Origin of the sequence: Pseudomonas poae (assembly GCA_028869255.1) — a bacterium.
Taxonomy (GTDB): Bacteria; Pseudomonadota; Gammaproteobacteria; order Pseudomonadales; family Pseudomonadaceae; genus Aquipseudomonas; species Aquipseudomonas poae_C.
Map to the genome: position 1 here is coordinate 2,744,458 of CP110972.1, position 20,166 is coordinate 2,764,623.

A 20,166-nucleotide genomic window follows, 5' to 3' on the forward strand; every position below is an offset into this window, starting at 1 on the left:
TTGTCTTGTTATGGATATTTTATCCACAAACACAAACGAGGCCCGCCCATGCAATTGCCTGACTACTCCGATGTCATCGCCGCCGCCCAGCGCCTGCAAGGTGTCGCCCACCTGACGCCGGTGTTCACCTCACGCACCCTCGATGCCGAGACCGGCGCGCAGGTCTTCATCAAATGCGAAAACCTGCAACGCACCGGTTCGTTCAAGTTTCGCGGCGCGTTCAATGCCCTCTCGCAGTTTGATGCGCAGCAGCGCAAGGCTGGGGTGGTGGCGTTCTCTTCGGGCAACCATGCCCAGGGCATTGCCCTGGCGGCGCAATTGCTGGGGATACCGGCGACCATTGTGATGCCCACCGATGCGCCCGCGGCCAAGGTCGCGGCCACCCGCGAATACGGGGCCAGCGTGGTGCTGTATGACCGCTTCAACGAAGACCGCGAGCAGATCGGCCGCGCCCTGGCCACTGAACACGGCCTGACCCTGATCCCGCCTTATGATCATCCACACATCCTTGCCGGGCAAGGCACCGCCGCCAAGGAGCTGCTGGAATTCACAGGCCCTCTGGACGCCTTGTTCGTCGGCCTGGGCGGTGGCGGCATGTTGTCCGGTACCGCGTTGTCGACGCGTGCGCTGGCACCGGATTGCCAGCTGTTTGGGGTCGAACCCGAGGCCGGCAATGACGGCCAGCAGTCGTTGCGCACCGGCAGCATCGTGCATATCGACACCCCGGCCACCATCGCCGACGGGGCGCAGACCCAGCACCTGGGCAACTACACCTTCCCGATCATCCGCGACCAGGTGAACGACATCCTCACGGTGTCGGATGCCGAATTGGTGACGGCGATGAAGTTTTTCATGCAACGCATGAAACTGGTGGTGGAACCGACCGGCTGCCTGGGCCTGGCCGCATTGCGGCAACTGGGCAAGCGCTTCAAGGGCCAGCGCGTAGGGATTATCGTCACCGGCGGCAATGTGGATAGCCAGAAGTACGCCAACCTGCTCAGCGAGGCCCCATGAAGATCATCCATACCCCCGATGCGTCAGCACCCGCCGGCCATTATTCCCAAGCCATCGCCCATGCCGGCGCGTTGTATATCTCCGGGCAACTGCCGGTGAGCGCGGATGGGCGTCATAACCTGTCGGCGTCGTTTGCCGAACAGGCGCGTGTGGCGCTGGGCAATCTGCTGGCGATATTAAAGGCGGCCGGTGGCGCGCCGGAGGATCTGGTGAAGGTCACGGTGTATGTGGCCGGCGTCGGCCACTGGCCGGAATTCGACCGCGTGTATGCCGCCGCACTGGGCGACCACCGCCCTGCCCGCGCGGTGGTGCCGGTGCCCGAATTGCACCACGGCTACTTGGTGGAGATTGAAGCCATCGCACGCTATTTGGCGTAGGTGTAGACCGCCGCACGCGACACGCCGAGGTGCGAGGCCACGGTCTCCATGGCCCGGCGGACGTCCATGCAACCCGAGTCTTTAAGCTCTTGCAGCAGCACCCGTCGATCCGCCGTCTTCAGTGCACGCGGGGTGGTGGCCAGGCGTGCGGCGAACTGGTCGATGCGCGCCCGGATCGTATCGGCGCCGGAAGGGTCCAGCGACTCGCCGGGCTTGTCGCCACTCACCGAGCCAAATTGCTCCAGCATGCCCTGCAAGCCCCGGAACAACGAGAGGTCGACGTTCATGCACAGCGCCGCGACGTACTTGCCGCTGGCGTCCTTGATGCCAATCGACGTGCTCTTGACCTGGCGGCCATCGGCGAACTGATTCTGGTAATTGGCAACGACCTGCGGGTACTCGGGGTCGGCAATCCGCGCCAGGCCCAACTCGGTGGCCGGGTCACCGGGCTGGCGGCCCGAGAGGTTGTTATGGATGGCCAGGATCGCGTGCTGCGGGTCGCGCAAATCGTGCAGCACCACTTCGCAGAAGGGGCTGAAGGTTTTGCTCAAACCTTCGGCGATCTGTTCGAGCTGGCTGATCAGGGTGGTGTCTTCGAGTGAGGTGTTTTTCATGCGAGACAACATATCCAGTCCTGGACAGGGCGTCAATTTGTGCACTACTGAAAGATGACGACAGGCTGCCCACCCAAGCTGTAACGCCGGTGAAACAGGCGCGAAGGCTTTATTTCACGCCCTCTGGAAAATCCGTCGGAATGCCTTGCTTGTTAAGGATTGCCAGCTATATCTACTGCTGTGTAGTAGCTAATAGCTGTTAACCATGACTCGATAGGCAGCGCTTTGGAAAAGTGCCGTGACAAGGAAGATCAGATCGCTGTCGTTCGCTCCGTCACCTCAATTCTCGCGCTGAGCGTCTGTTAACTCACTTGTCAGATTGAGGAGATGAGCATGCCAGCGATGATGCCCGTTGGACCGTTCAAGCACTGCGTCTCTGCCGAGGGCAAGACGTTTCCCTACTACATTGTGCCGTTTGACAAAGACGGCCAGTGCGAAGCGCCGCTGACGCGCGAGCATTTGCTGGACAACCTCGGTGGTCACAGCGACATCTTTTTCTTTTCTCATGGCTGGAACAACGACTGGGAAGTGGCCAGTGCCCGATACGCGGATTTTATCGACGGCTACATCCGCCAACGCAGCACCCTGGGGCTCAAGGTTGCGGATAAGTACAACCCGCTGCTGGTCGGCATCTTCTGGCCAAGCCAGGCCCTGGCCTGGTTTGACAACGAGACCGGGCCGCGCTTTGCCGGCTCCGTTGAAGAGGGCCGCAAGCAAGTGGCCGAAATTGCCCAGTCACTGCCGCAGACAAAACGCGAGGCCTTTCTGACCTTGGCCCAGACGCCACGGCTTACACCACAACAGGCCGGTGAACTGGCGCAAATACTGGCGGATGCACTCAAGGACCAGCAGGACGATGAGGGCCTGCAACGCAGTCCGCCCAGTGCACAGGACTTGCTCGTTTGCGCGATTGTCAGTGCAGAGCCGGAGCCTGACTACGATAAGTTCGGTGCCGTGCGGGAAGCCCCGCAAACGCCGCCGACGCCGGCGGGCGTTATTGATGCCCTGAAGTCGCTTGACCCGCGCCAACTGATCAAACCGTTCACGGTATGGCAAATGAAAGACCGCGCCGGCAAGGTGGGCAGCGCGGGCGTGTCGCGGTTGCTGGCAGATATCCTGACCACCAGTGCGAACGCCAAGGTGCATCTGCTGGGGCATTCCTATGGCTGCAAAGTGGTGATGTCCGCCACGGCTGCGCTGCCCGACGGTGTGCGCCCCATCCATTCGGCATTGCTGCTGCAGCCCGCCATCTCCCAATACGCCTTCGCTGCGAAAATCCCCGACAGTACGCTGCAAGGCGGTTACCGACCCAACCTTGCCCGCATCACCCGCCCGGTTGTAGCGACATTCAGCAGCCATGACAGCGCCTTGAGCCAAGCCTTCCACCTGGCACTACGTCGCGATCAGGACCTGGGCGAGCAGCCCTCGCCCGCCGGTTCACCGAGCAAGTACGGCGCATTGGGCGGCTTCGGCCCCCAGCCTGTGGAGGTGCAGCCGATCTACATCAAGGACCCGCTGGACCCGTATGACTTCGGTAAAGGTGGGCGTGTGCTGGGCATCCAGGGCAGCCGTACGATCAGCGGCCATGGCGATATCAGCAATCCGTCGACCTGGTGGCTGGCTTACAGCCTGACCTCGAGCAACGACGTGTGAGATGAGGGGTTTGTCATGGCCGAGATGCTGAAACGCCAGAACGATATTGTGACCCTCAAGGTTGAGCTGAAGGCCAGGGGAGAAGTCATCTTTACACTGCAATGGCATGAAGATCATGCACTTTTAGGCGTCACGTTCTGGCAGGATAATCAGGCGTCGTTCGGTTTGTCGTCTGAATTCCCCGTCAAGCGGCCGGACGAGTCAAACCTGCATTTTCCTGCCGCGTTTATCGAGGCATTGCACGCACACTGGCACATCAATGGCATCGGACATCAGTGCTTGTGGGTGCCACCTGGTCCAACCCTGCGGCACGCTGAGTTTCCTGCCGTGGGAACAACTGCTCGTGGATCTCCAGATACCCGTATTGATGTTGCCCGATTTTATTTTCCCGCCGCCTCAGGAAAGTTTTGAGCAGCTGGATGTCGTTGTCTGTGGCAGTGCGCCGTTGCAGAGGGAAAAAATCGACGCCGGCAATGATCTGATCGATACGCTGCAGGCCATCGCCAGCGGCGTTGATCGCCCACTGCGCCTGCACGTATTCACCGACACCGATCTGTCGCCGCTGCTCAACTCGATAGACTTGGGCTGCGAGGTGATCGCCTATTCGATTGACAGCACCCCATTGCTTACAGCCAACGGGATGACCTCAATCGGGCAACCTGGCAGAAGCCTGCAATCACCCTGGCTTGTGTGGATGCGGGATGCGCTCAAAACTTTCAGTGTCGACGCCGTACATTTCATATGCCACGGGCACTTGTCCGGTCTCCGAGGCTCGCTGCTCTTTGCGCAGTCACCAACGCAGCGTAGCGACGACTTCCTCGCAGGTTCTGTGGGGGCGGTCGAGCTGGCCAACTTTCTGATCCAGATTGGTGCCTGGGCCACTGCGTTCAGCGCGCCCACCGACAACCACAGTCTACTGGGACTGCGGGTACTGGCTGATGAAATTGCCCAGACATTGCCTGGACCGATGATGATGTTTGATCACAACAAGGCGCCTTATGGGGTGCTGGAGGCAGGCTATCGCTTTGTGCATTCTCCCTATCCGCAACGCCCCCCTTACCATGAGGGCGGCTTGTATTTGTATTGCCAGCCCTATCTGCTCACCCGGTCCTTTCAGGCGCCGACCTACGCCCAGCGCAATCTGGAGCTACAGGATCTCGGCAGGCGCTACGCTCGAAATAGAGCACAGATCAAAACCGTACTGAACACCTATGCGCTGAGTGACGATGTGCAGTCATCGCAACCACTGACCAGGAGCAAGCACTTATCAGCCGTAACCGCAGCAACGGAACGCGCTGCCGAACAAATCCAATTGCATTATCAGAAACTGATACGCGATGAAGTAGTGCCTCAAAAAACAGCGTTGCGCGACTTATCGATCGCCATGGAAACCATCCAGCAATTTCGCCAGGCGCTGGGCGAGGTCGAGCGAGAACGAGTGGGTGACGAGGCCGGTAATCCCCTTGCCGATAAGGGGGACGCGTCATGATCTACCCACGCACCGTACTGACCATTGATGCCTGGGGCGACACCCTCTACGCCCAAGTCATGCACAGTTCCCTTCCGCTAACCGGCCAATTCCCACCCTGCCCTTTAAATCTGCCAGAGCATGTACCAGGGTTTGCCCAGCAAAACGCCGTGCTGGACCGAGGTGTCATGGTGAGAACAGCATTACGCGCACATCAAGGCATTTGTCAGGTGCTGGATGGCATCAAAGGCACGGCCGCGCATGAAATACGACCGCTGTTCATGTTACTGGATGGCGAGTTTTCCCAGCGAATCAATTGGGAAATGCTCTGCGACACCAGCAGTGCTTTCGTTGCCCTCGACCGGCGCTCACCCATTGGGCGCATAGTCAAGCAGACCAACCCCAACCCACTGCCTCCCAGTGAACTGGAGGTGCCGGTGAGGTTGATGGTAGTCATTTCGGCATTGGGTATTGGCGACCAGAAAAATGAGTGGAAAGCCCTGCGTGATGCGGTCATTCAAGCCAGGAAAAACGGTCTGGCGATCAGCGTAAAGGTTCTGGTGGGGCTCGAGAGCCTGTACGACAGCATCGAAGTCGAAATAGCTGGCGGCCTTGACGATGTGGAGCTTGGATCGATCGCTTCGAGTTCCAGCGACCTGACGCAGGCCATCAGTAACTGGGCGCCGCATATCCTGCATTTTTTTTGCCACGGCTTCAGTGACAGCAACGGCCAACAACTGGAACTGGCAACCACCGCAGACCACGCGCTGCATGATACCAACCCTCATGCGTTATCCCATGGTTCGGTGACCGTCACCGGGCTCAACTTGAGAGACTTGGGCTATACGCTGAAGAACACTTGGCTGGTGGTACTCAACTGTTGCTCAATCGGCAACGCGACCTCGACCTTGCCCTCCATGGCTGCACAAGTGTGCACTGCCGGAATACCTGCGGTTGTCGCAATGATGGAGCCCGTCACCTCGGCGGACGCCTATCGGTTCACCAAGGCACTCTACCCAGGTGCACTGGCATTGATCCTGGATGCATGGACCGATCTCAAGGCCCACGCCAGCACCACACTGGAGTTGACGACTGTCATGTACTCCGTGCGCAACGCCATCGCTCAAGGTCTTAAAAGCAACCCGCAAAGCTCACCGCATTGGTCGCTGCCGGTGCTGTATGTACGCAGTATCGACCCCCAACTGTTCGTACGACCTGCTGGCGGCGACAACCATGTCCGCCTCAAGACAACCGCCCAGTTGTTGACTGCCACAGCGGCAAAAATGAACGCCGAGCAAGCCAACGAAATACTCAAGAAAATGCTCGGCGACATCCCCGAGGACCAATGGCCAACCGCCGAAGGAGACTTCCACCATGGCGATTAACCCCTTCCACCTGTCAAGTAATGCCTGGTGCGGAAACACAACGGCCAGCGGAGACATATCCCTGGCCAGCACTTGGTCATTATTAGTGAGTGTCGAGTCTGAAGACATGCATGCACTGGTGGGCCATGTCCCTCCGGCTGCCAACCTCGAAGACTGGCGAGACCCGGCAATCGGTTGGGGCCTTGTGTTACCTGACTGCAACGGTAGGACCGACGCGGATAAAGCCCAGGCGGTTGATGCCCCAGAATGCGTGCGGACGCTGCTCAAAGAACGCGGGAATGCACCGGTATTCCGCTATCGTCCAGAGCTGGCCATGGGGGGAAGGCTTCGACGGTATTTTCCCGATAAAGGCCCGGTAGACCCCCATCTCGCCGGAGAACGCGGTATCGGCGACTACAGAATCCCCCGTTACCTGCTGATCATCGGTTCTCCCACTGACATTCCGTGGAGTTTTCAATACCGCTTGCAGACCGACGCCTTTGTAGGCCGCCTGGACCTGGATGAGACGGGCCTGAAAAACTACATCAACGCCCTACTGGAAAACTGGTCTGGCAGCACGCGTGATTTCGACACGCCAGTTATCTGGGCAGTCAACCATGGCACCAGGGATATCAGCCATCTGATGGCTAATACCATCGCCAAACGCGTGTCTGAAACGCTTTCAGGCTATGGGTTCACCCCATCGTTTCTGACGGGGCAAGAAGCGCGTTTGCACAATTTCTACCAGGCATTGCATGCGCAACAACCGGCCTTCGTGCTGACCACCAGCCATGGCGCCACGTTTCCGTTGGATTCACCCACCCAGCTTGCGGCGCAATTGGGCCTGATGGTCGACCTTGACGAAAGCCTGCTTAATGTAGAAACGCTGCAACAGTTCTGGAACCCCAGTGGGGCGATCTGGTACGCCCATGCCTGTTGCTCTGCAGGCGCAGACAAACCCTCGGAATTCCAGGGTTTGGTCGACCGGGAGTCGTCGCTGGGCAACATGTTGCACAAGGTCGCCAGTATCGGCCCCTGCACCGCCCCATTACCCCGCCAACTGCTGGGCGCCGAACACCCGCTGGGCGCATTCGTTGGCCATGTCGAACCTACCTTCGACTGGACGTTAAGGGATCCTGACACGGGGCAGGTGATGGTCCAGCAGATGATCGTCAATCCGTTGACCCGGTGCCTGCATAGCGCAGCGCGTCAACCAATAGGCATGGCGATCGAGGGCTACTATACGGCGGTGGCAGGTTACCTGTTGGAGCACTCCAATAGTTTGATCGACTACAACGATCGCGTACCCGATGCCAAAACCAGGATGATCAAAGCCAAACTCCTGGCCATGGACCGTCTCGCCATGGTGACCCTCGGCGACCCAACCGTGTGCCTGCCGTAGCCCGTCACAGCCCGCGCTTGCGCAGCCACTGCAGAAAGCCCTTCTTGACCGGCACCACTGGTGCGTCCTGGGTCAGGGCCTGCGCGGCGTGCAGGCGGAAATCCAGCAGGGTTTTCATGGCTTCGCTGATGTCGTGCCGCGCATCCAGGCACGGCTTCAGATATTCCTTCTCGATGCGGTACAGCGTACAAAAGGTCTTGGCGGAAAAATCCGCCAGCGTCGCCTCATCCGACAAGATCCCCGCCTCGCCGATCACCTCACCCGGCCCCATGCGCCCGGCTTCGAACTTATGCCCGCCCTTGGTCAGCATCACCGAGACCACGCCCGACTCGACGATAAACAAGTGGTCGCTGACCTCCCCCGCCGGCAGGATCATCTCGCCGGCGCGATAGGTGTGCAGGGTCATGTTCTGGCTGAAGGTGTCTTTCTCTTCCTGGCGCAGGGTGGAGAAAATCGACGAACGCTCCAGCAACGCCCGTGCGGCGGACATGGCAGGCGGCGCGCCGCTTTCGGTGGCCGACAGCAAACCCACGCCCGCCGCCTGCAAGTGGCGGAATGCGAGGTCGTACAGCTGGTTACGCACCTCGCGCTTGAGGGGCATGGCGGGCACAAACCCGCTGATTTCATACTCCACCCCGCCACTGGCCGAGGTTTTGAACGCGACGCTGGGCGCCGGCTTGGCCAGCAGCGGGCGGCAACCCTGCATCGCCCGCTCCAGCGCCTCGATCACGGTTTGCGGGCGCGCATGGGGGCTGACCTGCACGCTGACCGCCAGGCCGAACATATCCGCCGGGCGCGAGAAGTTGATGATCTTGGCCTTGGCCGCAAGGGAATTGGGAATCACCGCCATGCTGCCCTGGGAGGTTTGCAGGCGAGTGGCGCGCCAGTCGATGTCCGTGACCCGGCCTTCGGTGCCGTCGATGGAGATCCAGTCGTCCAGTTGATACGGCTTGGTGGTATTGAGCACGATCCCGGAAAATACATCGCTCAGGGTGCTTTGCAGCGCCAGGCCGACGATGATCGCCACCGCGCCGGAGGTGGCCAGCACGCCCTTGACCGGCAGGTCGAGCACGTAGGCCATGGCGGCGATGATCGCGATCAGGAAAATCACCGCGCCCATCAAGTCCTGCAACAGCCGCCCGGTGTGGCCGACCCGCTGCATCATCAACGCGCCGAGCAATACCGTGAGGGTACGCGCAGCGAACAGCCACCAGCCGATCTGCAAGGCCGTGGCGGCCATGTGCAAGGCGGTGTTGTCGGCATACGGCGCGAGCTGCATGGGGTTCATGCCGTCGTTGAACAGCACGGCACTGAACACCGCAAAGATCACCAAGCGCGCCGCGAGCTTCCAGTTGGCAAGGTTGGCGGAAATAAGACGCCACACGGCGATGTCGATAAAGATCAGCGCCAAGGCGCACAGCATCGGGTGATCAGCGATAAATGAGGGCATCCAGGCGACTCCAGGGCGAATGACCGGAAGATCGCATGAAATGGGCACGCTGGAAACAAAATGTGGGAGCTGGCTTGCCGGCGATGCAGACGCCTCGGTGTATTGGTTACACCGCGCCGATGCTATCGCAGGCAAGCCAGCTCCCGCAGGGTTTTGCGGCGAGTCGTCAGGCGTGCATTTGCCCGAACTGCCCCGAGTGGAAGTCGGCAAATGCCTGATGGATTTCCTGCTCGGTGTTCATCACAAACGGACCATGGCCGACGATGGGCTCATCGATCGGTTCGCCGCTGAGCAGCAGCACCTTGGCGTCGTCGCTGGCCTCCAGGGTCAGTTGCTCGCCATCGCGCTCGAACAGCGCCAGTTGGCCTGGGCGCGCCACTTCTTCGCCGTTGACCCGCACCGTGCCACGCAGGATCACCAGCGCGGTATTGCGACCCGCGCGCAGGTCCAGCGTCACCGGGTTGCCGGCATTAAGGCGCAGGTCCCACACGTCAATCGGCGTAAAGGTGCGTGCAGGCCCACGGGTACCGGCGAACTCACCGGCGATAAGCCGCAGGTGCCCGGCATCGTTGGCCAATGGCAGCACAGGGATATCGTCGTCGACGATCGTCTGGTAGCCCGCTTCGGCCATTTTGTCCTTGGCCGGCAGGTTGACCCACAGTTGCACCATTTCCATCACCCCGCCGTTGCGGGCGAAAGCTTCGGAATGGAACTCTTCGTGGATGATGCCCTTGGCTGCGGTCATCCATTGCACGTCGCCGGGGCCGATCTTGCCGCCCGCGCCGGTGGAGTCGCGGTGTTCGACTTCGCCGTCGTACACAATCGTCACGGTTTCAAAGCCGCGATGCGGGTGCTGGCCGACGCCGCGGCGTTGCTCGGTGGGGGTGAAATCCGCTGGGCCCGCGTGGTCCAGCAGCAAGAATGGGCTGATGTGCTTGCCCATCGAGTCGTAGGAAAACAGCGTGCGCACCGGAAGCCGTCGCCAACCCAATGGGCGCGGGGGCTGGTGTAAATGCCGATGAGTTTTTTCATGGTGGTCCTCCAAAGTGCATACACCTTAAATCTCGCAACAATTTGGCGCTAGACCGCAAAAACAGCCTTGAGCGTTCCACTGACAGGACGGTATACCGCAGCATCACCACAAAAACAGCGTTAATGATAATGACTCGTAGTAATATCCGCCCTCTCCTGCTCAACCTTCCGAGGGCTGCAATGCCGTTTGCCCCTGCGCCTGTCGCACCGCGTGTACTGGTGGTGGATGACCACCGCAAAATCCGCGAACCCTTGGCCACTTATCTGCGGCGCCACACCTTTGAAGTGCGCACCGCCGAAGACGCGGCCGGCATGTGGCAACTGCTCAAGGCCCAGGCGTTTGATGTGGTGGTGCTCGACGTGCTGCTGCCGGACGGCGATGGCTTTGAGTTATGCAACCAGTTGCACCGACGCAGCAACACCCCGGTGATCCTGCTGACTGCCCGCGACACCGCCGCCGACCGCGTGCGTGGCCTGGACCTGGGCGCGGACGACTACATTACCAAGCCCTTCGAACCCCGCGAGCTGGTGGCGCGCATCCACAGCGTGCTGCGCCGCCAGGGCCGCGCTGCCGGCCCCGCAGCCACTGACAGCGGCGCACGCGCCTATCAATTTGCCGGCTGGCATTTCAGCGTCAGCCGCGCCATTTTGCGCCGCGACGCGGGCGCGCCGATCCAGCTCAGCACTGCCGAAAGCCGCCTGCTGCAAGTGTTCCTCACTCACCCCAACACACTGCTGCCCCGTGAGCGGCTGATCGACCTGACCGCGGCTGCCGACAGCGACGTCAGCGACCGCGCCATCGACCGCCAGGTCAGCCGGCTGCGGCGCAAGCTGGCCCAGGACGATGCGGCGCCGGACCTGCTGCGCACCATCTGGGGCGGCGGATACCTGCTGGCGGCCGAGGTCAATGAATGCACGCCCTGAGCCGACTGTGGCCGCGCACGCTCGCACGCCAACTGAGCCTGTTGTTGCTGCTGGCGCTGTTGGCGTCGAATGCCATTGCGATGTTGGTTCTGCAACGCACCGGTAGCCTGATCCATCCGTTGTCCCGCAGCTTCAGCCTGGAACGCTTGAACACCGCTCATCACACAGCGATGGACCTGACCCCGGCGGAAACCGAGCACCTGTTGGCCGCCATGAGCACCGATGACACGCGCTTCTGGATTGCCTCGACGCCGGAAGTGGCACCGTTTGAGCTGCGCCCGGAGGAGCAGCGGCTGGCCAACGAGCTGCGCCACCAGTTGCAACTGGAAAACGCCGCCACGGTCGGCATGCAACTGGAGCGCATCAGCGGCGCCGACGCCCGCGCCCATGTGTTCAGCCCCGCCGGCTGGGCACCGTTGCGCCTGCGCAGCAGCGTCGCACTGCCGGGAGGCCGGTTCCTGAACGCGGTGCAATACCCCGCCGGCGCGTATGAATGGAGCCGCGTACTCGCCTACAGCCTGCCGGTAACCACGCTGCCGGTGCTGCTGATCGTGATGTTTTTTATTGCCCGCGTGGTACGTCCGGTCAAAACCCTGGCCCAGGCCACCGAGCGCGTGAGCCGCGGTGAATGGATCGCCCCGCTGCCCGAACGCGGCCCCCAAGAAGCACGCGACCTGACTGCCGCCTTCAACACCATGCAGGCCAGCCTGGCCCGGCATGTCGAAGGGCGCACACGGATGCTCGCAGCGGTCAGCCATGACCTGAATACACCGATCACCGAACTGCGCCTGCAAGTGGAATTGCTGGAGCCCGGCACGGCCCGCGATGACATGCTCGAAAGCCTCGCGGAACTGAGTGCAATGGTGCGCGAAACCCTGAGCTTCGTGCGCGATGACGCCGTGCAGGAGCCCACCGCCACAGTCTCGCTGAGCGGCCTGCTGGATGACCTGGCCAAACGTTACCAGCGCCTGCAGCAGCCCGTGACCTGGCACGCCGCGCCGTCGCTGCTGCTGACCTGTCGCCCGCTGGCCCTCAAACGCGCGTTGACCAACCTGGTCGACAACGCCCTGCACCATGCCGGCGATGCCAGCCTGCGCCTGACGCGCCAAGAGGATGGCTGGCTGCGCATCGAAATTCTCGACCACGGCCAGGGCCTGCCCGAAGACTGGCTGAGCAAAGTCTTCGAGCCGTTCGTGCAACGCGGCGTCAGCGACGGCGGCGTGGGGCTGGGGCTGGCGATTGCACGTTCGTGCATCCAGGCCCATGGCGGCGAGCTGGTACTGGAGAATCGCCCACCGGCCGGCCTGTGCGCGGTGGTGCGATTGCCGGCGGCGCTTTAGAAGTTGAGTGTGGCGCCCATCCACAGCGTGCGGCCGTAGTTCACCGTGCCGTAAGTTTCATCGTCCAGGCGCTTGTCGGTGAGGTTATTGAGGGAGGCGTTGAGGGTCAGCGAATCGCTCACATCATAGGAGCCACCGAGGTCGGCCGTGGTGTAGCCCGGGGCGGGTTCGTCGGTGAGGGTGTTGCCGGTTTCTTCACCGTAGTAACTCAGCGACGCCCAGGCCTGGGTGCGGTCGTTGATCGCCCATTCGGTACGCAGATTGGCCTTTTGTTCTGGGGTAAGCGCCAGCGGCGCGCCTTTGTTGGCGCCGCTTTTCTGCTCGGAGTCGGTGTAGGTGTAGTTGGCCTTGAGCAGCACGCTGGGGTTGATGTCCCATTGCCCAGTGAGCTCCACGCCCTGGATGATCGCCTGGTCGACGTTGACCCGCTCCATGATGGTGTAGCCGTTCCAGCGCCGGTCGGTGGTAACGGTGGAGAGTTTGTCCTGGAAGTCGTTGTAGAACAGCGTCACGCCGCCGGACAGGTTGTCGCGGTTGCTCCACAACGCCGAGACTTCATAGTTGGTGCTGGTTTCGGGCTTGAGGTCGGGGTTGCCGAACATCACAAAACGGTTGCGGCGCAGGTAGGCGTAGTCCTCGACCACGGCGCGTAGTTCCGGTGCCTTGAAGCCACGGGCGATACCGCCTTTGAGAGTCCACTGTTCGGTGGCGCGCCATACCCCGTAGACCCGCGGGCTGAGGTGGGCGCCGTATTCTTCGTGCTCATCCAGGCGCAGGCCGGTGGTCAGGGCGAAGCGGTCGGTGACCGACCACTCGTTTTCGGCGAACAAGGCTTTTTGCACCACCGAAAAGGTGTAGTCGACGCGGTCACCCAGGCCCTGGTTCCAGTCGGTCAGCTCGCTTTTGTTCCATTGCAGGCCCACGGTGCTGACGTTATAGGCGGTGGGCACCACCAGTTTGGCGTCGAATACCGTGTTCTTGATTTCGGGTTTGCGCCCGTAGATATCGGTTTGCGCCGGGGTGGCCTTGCCTTCGCGGCTGGAGGTCTCCTGGGACAGGGCGACGTCCGAGGTGGCCCAACCCCAGCGGCCTTGGTGGGACAGCGACCAGTGATCGCGATTGTTTTCCTGCTCGCGGGTGGCCCAGTTGGCGCTGATGCCGTCACCGTTTTTCAGGCGCGTGGCGCCCGCTTCCAGCAGGATGTCGTGGTCAATGGTCGGGGTGAAGGCCAGGCGTGCGGTGAGGTCGCGATGGTCGGCCTGGCTGAAACCGTTGGTCTGTTCGATATCGTCATCGGCCTGGCGATCCAGGTAACGGCCCCACACCTGCAAACCGAGCCAATCTTCCTTGAGCGGGCCGCTGAGGTAGAACTGGGTCTGGCGCGCATTGCCCTGGTCACTGTGCTGGCGAGCCGAATAGTCGTAGCCGATCGAACCGCCCCAGGTCGGCGAGACCTTGCGCGTGATCACGTTGATCACCCCGCCGATGGCATCCGAGCCGTACAGCGAGGACATCGGCCCGCGCACCACCTCAATCCGTTCGATGGCGGCGGCCGGCGGCACGAAACTCTGTTCGTAGCCACTGTTGCCGTTGACCCGCGATTCCCGAGCGCTCTGGCGTTTACCGTCAACCATGATCAGCGTGTAATCGGCCGGCATGCCACGGATGGAAATATCGGTTTCATTCGCCCCGCCGTTGACGGTCACGCCTTCCACATCACGCACCGCGTCACCAAGATCACGGTAGGATTTGCGGCGCAATGCTTCGCCATCGATCACCGTGACGGAGGCCGGCGCGTCTTCCACGCTTTGGGCGAAGCCGGAGGCCGTCACCACGACATCATTGAGCGCCAACGGCTCGTCGGCGTGCGCGCTGAAGCTGCCGGCAACCAGCAGGGCCAAGGGTGTGAAGCGAAAAGCAGGAAGCATGGGCGTGGACCTTAGGATTAGACTCAAAAGAGAATCGTAATCATCTAGCCCTGAATAACTTGGACAAAGTGTGACAACTCAAGCCGTGGGCACCAGGGCCACGCGCCGCTCACGCAGCAGATGAAACGCGACGAACGCCGTCACTGCAAAACACGCCTGAATGATGATCATCGGCGTCGCACTGCCATCGCGCAGCTGGCTTAACAACAGGCCGCTGCAGGTGGCACCGAACATCTGCGCAAAGCCCATCAACCCCGCCGCCAGGCCGGCGCGATGTGCATTGGGCATGACCCCGCCCGTGACCGAACCGGGCAGCACCAGGCCGCCGCCCAGGGTCGCCAGGGCAATCGGAATATCCAGCCCCAGCACCGACAGGCCGAAAAGCGCATAAATGACCAGCGCCGAAACCCCACCAACCGCCACCAGCGTCACGCCCATCGCCACTATCCGCTGCGGGCCCAGGCGCAGGATGTTGCGTCGGGTGTAGGTGGAGCCGACGATCAGCATCGACACGATCACACCAAAATTGATGCCGTACTCAAGGCTGCTGAAGCCCAGCAGGTTGATAAACACCGCCGATGAACCCGCGATCACCGCAAACATGGCGCCATAGGTGCACGCCAGGGCCACCGCGAACGCACGGTATTGGCGGCCCTTGAGCAGGTCCAGGTATTGCCCGCCGAGGGTGCGCCAGTGGCCGGCCTTGGGGTCGAGGTAATGGTTGCTCTCGCGAAAAAACAGCAGTGCCAGCAACAACACCACGCTGCCAATGGCCAATGCCAGGATGATCGGCGCATGCCAGCCGAACAGTTTGATCAGCAACCCACCGATCATCGGCGCGACGACAATCGCGTAGAGCATGCCGATCATGGTCAGCGCCAGTGCCGGCCCCGCTTCGGCCTTCCACACATCGCGCACCACGGTGCGCGCCAGTACCAGTGCGGCGCAGGCGCCCAAGCCTTGCATCACGCGGGCGGCGATAAATTGCTGAATATCGCTGACCAGCAGCATCGACAGGGTCGCCAGCACATACAGCACCAGGCCGCCAATCAGCACCGGGCGCCGGCCGATACGATCCGACAGCGGCCCGAACACCAACTGGCCCAGGCCGAATGCAGCGACAAACGCTGACAACGCCAGCAATGCCGACCCCGGTGGCGCCACCAGCGCCTGCTCGATGGCGCCGAGGCCGGGGATCAGCAATTGGGTTGAGACCTCACCCAAGGCGGTCAGGGCAACCAGTAACAACAGCAAGCTGCGCGAAGGTGACGGGGCGTTTGCCATGGGGATTATCCGGGGGCTGGATTAATTTATATTTCGACCATAATATGAGTTAAATATTATGTCCATAATTTTCCACCCGATGGTAACCCCCTCTGGAGCCCGCCATGCCCCCTCTCCCCCTGCGTCTTCTCACGCCCCTGGCCCTGTTGATCATCCTCAGCGGCTGCAACAGCAAGGCCGATACTGCCGCCGACGTCCCGCAACCGCGCCCGGTGCTCGCCGCCAACGTCGAAGCCGCCGGCACCCAGCAAAGCGCCTATACCGGCGTGGTGGCTGCACGCACCGAAAGCGATTTGGGCTTTCGGGTCAGTGGCAAGGTCATCGAGCGCAAGGTCGACCCCGGCCAGCACGTCTCCCGTGGCGACACCCTGCTGGTGCTGGATATCGGCGACTTCGAACTGGCCCTGCGTTCGGCAAAAAACCGGGTTAACGCGGCCCAGGCGCAACTGCGTCAACGCCGTGATGACGAAAACCGCTACCAGCGCCTGGCGAGCACCGGCGCGGTGTCACGGCAGATCTTCGACCAGTCGGCGACCAACCTGCGTGTCGCCGAAGCCGAACTGGCCTCGGCGCAGTCCGACGCCAGCCAGATTGAAAACCGCCGCACCTACTCGGTGCTCAAGGCCGATGGCGACGGCATCATCACCGATGTAAGGGTGGATCGCGGCCAAGTGGTCGCCGAAGGGCAAATCGTCGCCCGCCTGGCCCATGACGGCGCCCGCGAAGCCATCGTCAACCTGCCGGAAAACCAGCGCGATCAAGCCGCGCAAAAAGCCCTGGCCTTTCCTTTTGGCGCACCAGACCAGGCGGTGACTGCGACCCTGCGCGAACTGTCGGCCAGTGCCGACCCCACCACCCGTACCTACCGCGCCCGCTATGTGTTGCATGGCGCCGTCGACCGTTTCGCCCTCGGCTCGACCATCACCGTACGCCTGCAAGGCAAGGGCCAGGCCCAGCAGACCCGCGTGCCGATCGGCGCGTTGCAGGACGCCGGGCAAGGCACCGGCGTGTGGGTGATCGGCGCCGATGACAAGGTCAGCTTTGCCCCCGTCAAGGTCGCCAGCCTGGGCCAGGAAGATGCCCTGCTTGACAGCGGAGTAAGCCCCGGCCAAACCATCGTTGCCCTCGGCGCGCACCTGCTGCACAACGGTGACGCGGTACGCCTGCTGCCTGCCCAAGTGCTGGCCCTCAACCGCAAACAGGACCACTGAGCATGCGCGGGATCAACCTCTCCGAACTGGCCGTGAAACACCGTGCGGTCACACTGTTTCTGATCATTGCGATCCTCGCCGCCGGGATCTTCTCGTTCGGCAAACTGGGGCGCGCCGAAGACCCCTCGTTTACCGTCAAGGTCATGACCATCACGGCCGCCTGGCCCGGCGCCACCGCCCAGGAAATGCAGGAACAAGTCGCCGACCGCCTGGAAAAGCGCTTGCAGGAACTGGACTACTACGACCGCGTCGAGACCATCGCCCAGCCGGGCTTTGTGTCGATGCGCATGACCTACAAGGAGTCCACGCGCCCCAGCGAAATCCAGGACCTGTTCTACCAGACCCGCAAAAAACTCAGCGACGAAGCCGCGAAACTGCCCAAGGGTGTGATCGGGCCATTCTTCAACGATGAATATTCCGATGTGTACTTTGCCCTGTACGCCCTGGAAGCCGAGCATCTGCCCCATCGGCAACAGGTGCAGATGGCCGAAGAATTGCGCCAGGGTTTGCTCAACCTGCCGGGGGTGAAGAAGGTCAATATCCTCGGCGAGCAGGCGCAGCGGATCTTTGTCGAGTTCTCGTACGAACGCCTCGCCACCCTGGGCATCAAGCCGGACCAGATCTTCGCCGCCCTCGCCGCACAAAATGCCGTGGCACCCTCGGGCTTTGTGGAAACGGCCGGTGCGCGTGCCTATATCCGGGTCGACGGCGCTTTCGACAGCCTGTCGCTGATTGAAAACGTGCCCCTGGAAGCCAATGGCCGGGTGCTGCGCATCGCCGATGTGGCCAGCGTCAGCCGGGGTTATGAAGACCCGCCCAGCTACCGCATCCGCCACCAGGGTGACCCGGCGCTGATGCTCGGCGTGATCATGGAGAAGCACTGGAACGGCCTGGAACTGGACAAGAGCCTCAAGGCTCAGGAGGCCAGAATCCAGGCGGACCTGCCGCTGGGCGTGAACTTCGCCAAGGTCTCCGACCAGGCGAAAAACATTAGCCTCGCGGTGAATGAATTCATGCTGAAATTCTTCGTCGCCCTGGCGGTGGTGATGCTCATCAGCCTGTTGGCCCTGGGCTTTCGCGTCGGGCTGGTGGTGGCTGCGGCAGTGCCGCTGACCCTGTCCGTGGTGTTTGTGATCATGCTGCTCACCGGGCGTGAGTTCGACCGCATCACCCTTGGCGCACTGATCATTTCCCTGGGCCTGCTGGTGGATGACGCGATCATCGCCATCGAAATGATGGTGGTCAAACTGGAGGAAGGTTTTGATCGGATCCACGCCGCCACCTTCGCCTGGAGCTCCACCGCCGCGCCAATGCTGACCGGTACGCTGGTGACCATCATCGGTTTTCTGCCGGTGGGGTTTGCACGCTCGGGGGCCGGGGAATATGCCGGCAATATTTTCTGGATCGTCGGCTTTGCGCTGATCTCATCCTGGCTGGTGGCGGTGGTGTTTACGCCGTACCTCGGCGTCAAGCTGCTGCCGCAGATCAAACCGGTGCCCGGTGGCCACGATGCCATCTACGCCGGGCGCTATTACCAGAAACTGCGCAACCTGGTGCAAGCCTGCGTGCGCAGGCGCTGGCTGGTGACCGGGCTGGTGGTCACGGCATTTGTGGTGTGTGTGCTGGGCATGGGCGTGGTGAAGAAGCAGTTTTTCCCCAACTCTGACCGTTCCGAGCTGATTCTTGAGGTGTATATGCCGCCCGGCAGCGCCTTCAAAAGCACCGAGGCGGTCGCGGCGCAGCTGGAAAAGGCGCTGCTGCAAGAGCCGCAGACCAGCATGGTCGACACCTATGTGGGCGGCGGTGCGCCACGCTTTTTCCTGTCGCTGAACCCCGAGTTGCCGGACCCGGCGTTTGCCAAGTTGATCGTGCAGACACCTGACTCCCATGCTCGCGACGCGCTCAAACTGCGCATGCGTGAGCGGATTGCTGCGGGTGAATTCCCGGCGGCGCGGGTGCGGGTTACGCAGTTGCTGTTCGGCCCGCCAGTGCCGTTCCCGGTAGTGTTCCGTGTTTCCGGGCCGAATCTGGATGTGTTGCGTAGCGTGTCCGAAGACGTACGCCGCGTAGTGGCCGCCAACCGCCTGACCAAGGATGCTTTCCTGGATTGGGGCGAGCGCACCAGCGGCTATCGCCTGGTGCTGGATCAGGACCGCCTGCGCCTGCTGGGTTTCACCCCCAACGAGGTCAAATCCCAGCTCAATGCCTTGCTCAGCGGCAACCCGATCACCGAAGTGCGCGAAGGCAACCGCACCGTGTCCGTGGTGGCCCGCGCCCAGGGCGACCAGCGTGAAAACCTTGGCAACCTTAATAATATGACCCTCACCAACAGCGCCGGCACCTCGGTGCCGCTGGCCCAGGTCGGGCATTTCCAGGCGGTGATGGAGGAGCCGATTCTCAAGCGTCGCAACCGCGCAACTACCGTGGAAGTACGCGCCGACATCATCGACGGCGTACAACCGCCCGACGTGGAAATGGCCGTTTACAAAGACCTGCAACCGCTGATCGCCAAACTGCCGGCGGGTTACCAGATCGAAATCGGCGGCCCGGTGGAAGAAAGCGCCAAGGCCAACGTGGCCCTGGCGGCGCTGTTCCCGATCATGATCCTGCTGACCCTCACGGTGATCATGTTCCAGGTGCGCTCGTTCGGCGTGATGTTCATGGTCTTCGCCACCGCGCCCCTGGGCTTGATCGGCGCGGTGCCGACCTTATTGCTGTTCAACCAGCCATTCGGGTTTAACGCGATTTTGGGCTTGATCGGGATTGGCGGCATTCTGATGCGCAACACGCTGATCTTTACCGACCAGATTCGCCAGAACCAAGACCACGGCATGGCCATCCACGAGGCAATCATCGAAGCCACCGTGCGCCGCGCACGGCCGGTGATATTGACCGCACTCGCGGCGGCGCTGGCATTTATTCCGCTGACGCTGTCGGTGTTCTGGTCGTCCCTGGCCTATGTGCTGATTGGCGGGGTGCTGGTGGGTACGGTGTTGACGCTGCTGTTCCTGCCGGCGCTGTGCAGCTTGGTGCTTGGACGGGAGCGCACAAAAACTGCCGAAACCTCCCACATCACTGCCGGATAAGCACTACAGATAACCCTTA

At 61.8% G+C, this 20,166-nt stretch carries 15 protein-coding genes and 1 pseudogene; 11 read left to right on the forward strand and 5 right to left on the reverse strand.

Annotated features, from left to right (window positions below):
- Positions 1-48 precede the first annotated feature (48 nt).
- Both LRS56_12545 and LRS56_12550 read left to right on the forward strand, forming a co-directional pair.
- The gene (locus LRS56_12545) at positions 49-1,014 is read left to right on the forward strand and encodes a threo-3-hydroxy-L-aspartate ammonia-lyase (protein WDU65203.1); all 966 of its coding nucleotides are present in this window, start codon (positions 49-51) and stop codon (positions 1,012-1,014) included.
- Positions 1,011-1,391: a RidA family protein gene (locus LRS56_12550; GenBank protein ID WDU65204.1), complete on the forward strand. Its 381-nt coding sequence runs from the start codon at positions 1,011-1,013 to the stop codon at positions 1,389-1,391. Before LRS56_12545 ends, LRS56_12550 begins: the two co-directional genes overlap by 4 nt.
- Here LRS56_12550 and LRS56_12555 read toward each other — a convergent pair.
- Entirely contained in the window at positions 1,379-2,005 is a 627-nt protein-coding gene (locus LRS56_12555) for a PAS domain-containing protein (protein WDU65205.1), read from the reverse strand. The two genes, LRS56_12550 and LRS56_12555, sit on opposite strands and share 13 nt — an antisense overlap.
- Before the next feature lie 333 nt (positions 2,006-2,338).
- Between LRS56_12555 and LRS56_12560 the strand changes: the two genes are divergently transcribed.
- From LRS56_12560 to LRS56_12580, 5 genes are read left to right on the forward strand one after another with little or no spacing between them, the layout of a single operon-like run.
- Positions 2,339-3,658, forward strand: coding sequence for a hypothetical protein (locus tag LRS56_12560; protein ID WDU65206.1), 1,320 nt, complete (start codon positions 2,339-2,341; stop codon positions 3,656-3,658).
- 15 nt (positions 3,659-3,673) lie between these two features.
- Positions 3,674-4,069: a hypothetical protein gene (locus LRS56_12565; GenBank protein WDU65207.1), complete on the forward strand. Its 396-nt coding sequence runs from the start codon at positions 3,674-3,676 to the stop codon at positions 4,067-4,069.
- Positions 4,023-5,147, forward strand: coding sequence for a hypothetical protein (locus LRS56_12570; protein WDU65208.1), 1,125 nt, complete (start codon positions 4,023-4,025; stop codon positions 5,145-5,147). Before LRS56_12565 ends, LRS56_12570 begins: the two co-directional genes overlap by 47 nt.
- The gene (locus LRS56_12575) at positions 5,144-6,511 is read left to right on the forward strand and encodes a CHAT domain-containing protein (GenBank protein ID WDU65209.1); all 1,368 of its coding nucleotides are present in this window, start codon (positions 5,144-5,146) and stop codon (positions 6,509-6,511) included. The genes LRS56_12570 and LRS56_12575 overlap by 4 nt, the downstream gene beginning before the upstream one ends.
- Positions 6,501-7,892, forward strand: a complete 1,392-nt coding sequence (locus LRS56_12580) for a hypothetical protein (GenBank protein WDU65210.1) — start codon at positions 6,501-6,503, stop codon at positions 7,890-7,892. The genes LRS56_12575 and LRS56_12580 overlap by 11 nt, the downstream gene beginning before the upstream one ends.
- A gap of 4 nt (positions 7,893-7,896) precedes the next feature.
- Here LRS56_12580 and LRS56_12585 read toward each other — a convergent pair whose 3' ends face one another.
- Together LRS56_12585 and LRS56_12590 are read right to left on the reverse strand one after the other, a co-directional pair.
- The gene (locus tag LRS56_12585) at positions 7,897-9,342 is read right to left on the reverse strand and encodes a mechanosensitive ion channel (protein WDU65211.1); all 1,446 of its coding nucleotides are present in this window, start codon (positions 9,340-9,342) and stop codon (positions 7,897-7,899) included.
- Positions 9,343-9,508: 166 nt separating this feature from the next.
- A pseudogene (locus tag LRS56_12590) lies at positions 9,509-10,374 on the reverse strand (pirin family protein).
- Between the two features lie 180 nt (positions 10,375-10,554).
- Between LRS56_12590 and LRS56_12595 the strand changes: the two are divergent.
- Together LRS56_12595 and LRS56_12600 are read left to right on the forward strand one after the other, a co-directional pair.
- The gene (locus LRS56_12595) at positions 10,555-11,298 is read left to right on the forward strand and encodes a response regulator transcription factor (GenBank protein WDU65212.1); all 744 of its coding nucleotides are present in this window, start codon (positions 10,555-10,557) and stop codon (positions 11,296-11,298) included.
- Complete coding sequence (locus LRS56_12600) at positions 11,286-12,638, forward strand: ATP-binding protein (protein WDU65213.1); 1,353 nt, start codon at positions 11,286-11,288, stop codon at positions 12,636-12,638. Before LRS56_12595 ends, LRS56_12600 begins: the two co-directional genes overlap by 13 nt.
- Here LRS56_12600 and LRS56_12605 read toward each other — a convergent pair.
- Positions 12,635-14,566 (reverse strand): TonB-dependent receptor, encoded by a 1,932-nt coding sequence (locus LRS56_12605; protein WDU65214.1) that lies wholly within the window; start codon positions 14,564-14,566, stop codon positions 12,635-12,637. The two genes, LRS56_12600 and LRS56_12605, sit on opposite strands and share 4 nt — an antisense overlap.
- Before the next feature lie 78 nt (positions 14,567-14,644).
- The gene (locus tag LRS56_12610) at positions 14,645-15,850 is read right to left on the reverse strand and encodes a multidrug effflux MFS transporter (protein ID WDU65215.1); all 1,206 of its coding nucleotides are present in this window, start codon (positions 15,848-15,850) and stop codon (positions 14,645-14,647) included.
- A gap of 104 nt (positions 15,851-15,954) precedes the next feature.
- On the opposite strand from LRS56_12610, the gene LRS56_12615 reads away from it, so the two are divergent.
- Together LRS56_12615 and LRS56_12620 are read left to right on the forward strand one after the other, a co-directional pair.
- Positions 15,955-17,061, forward strand: coding sequence for an efflux RND transporter periplasmic adaptor subunit (locus LRS56_12615; protein WDU65216.1), 1,107 nt, complete (start codon positions 15,955-15,957; stop codon positions 17,059-17,061).
- A gap of 2 nt (positions 17,062-17,063) precedes the next feature.
- Positions 17,064-20,147, forward strand: a complete 3,084-nt coding sequence (locus tag LRS56_12620; GenBank protein WDU65217.1) for an efflux RND transporter permease subunit — start codon at positions 17,064-17,066, stop codon at positions 20,145-20,147.
- Positions 20,148-20,166: the final 19 nt, after the last annotated feature.

What these genes read in the sequence shown, in the direction of transcription:
- LRS56_12545 (WDU65203.1), top strand. Translation starts at nt 49, where the DNA reads ATGCAATTGCCTGACTACTCCGATGTCATCGCCGCCGCCCAGCGCCTG.
- LRS56_12550 (WDU65204.1), top strand. Translation starts at nt 1,011, where the DNA reads ATGAAGATCATCCATACCCCCGATGCGTCAGCACCCGCCGGCCATTAT.
- LRS56_12555 (WDU65205.1), bottom strand. Translation starts at nt 2,005, where the DNA reads ATGAAAAACACCTCACTCGAAGACACCACCCTGATCAGCCAGCTCGAA.
- LRS56_12560 (WDU65206.1), top strand. Translation starts at nt 2,339, where the DNA reads ATGCCAGCGATGATGCCCGTTGGACCGTTCAAGCACTGCGTCTCTGCC.
- LRS56_12565 (WDU65207.1), top strand. Translation starts at nt 3,674, where the DNA reads ATGGCCGAGATGCTGAAACGCCAGAACGATATTGTGACCCTCAAGGTT.
- LRS56_12575 (WDU65209.1), top strand. Translation starts at nt 5,144, where the DNA reads ATGATCTACCCACGCACCGTACTGACCATTGATGCCTGGGGCGACACC.
- LRS56_12580 (WDU65210.1), top strand. Translation starts at nt 6,501, where the DNA reads ATGGCGATTAACCCCTTCCACCTGTCAAGTAATGCCTGGTGCGGAAAC.
- LRS56_12585 (WDU65211.1), bottom strand. Translation starts at nt 9,342, where the DNA reads ATGCCCTCATTTATCGCTGATCACCCGATGCTGTGCGCCTTGGCGCTG.
- LRS56_12595 (WDU65212.1), top strand. Translation starts at nt 10,555, where the DNA reads ATGCCGTTTGCCCCTGCGCCTGTCGCACCGCGTGTACTGGTGGTGGAT.
- LRS56_12600 (WDU65213.1), top strand. Translation starts at nt 11,286, where the DNA reads ATGCACGCCCTGAGCCGACTGTGGCCGCGCACGCTCGCACGCCAACTG.
- LRS56_12605 (WDU65214.1), bottom strand. Translation starts at nt 14,566, where the DNA reads ATGCTTCCTGCTTTTCGCTTCACACCCTTGGCCCTGCTGGTTGCCGGC.
- LRS56_12610 (WDU65215.1), bottom strand. Translation starts at nt 15,850, where the DNA reads ATGGCAAACGCCCCGTCACCTTCGCGCAGCTTGCTGTTGTTACTGGTT.
- LRS56_12615 (WDU65216.1), top strand. Translation starts at nt 15,955, where the DNA reads ATGCCCCCTCTCCCCCTGCGTCTTCTCACGCCCCTGGCCCTGTTGATC.
- LRS56_12620 (WDU65217.1), top strand. Translation starts at nt 17,064, where the DNA reads ATGCGCGGGATCAACCTCTCCGAACTGGCCGTGAAACACCGTGCGGTC.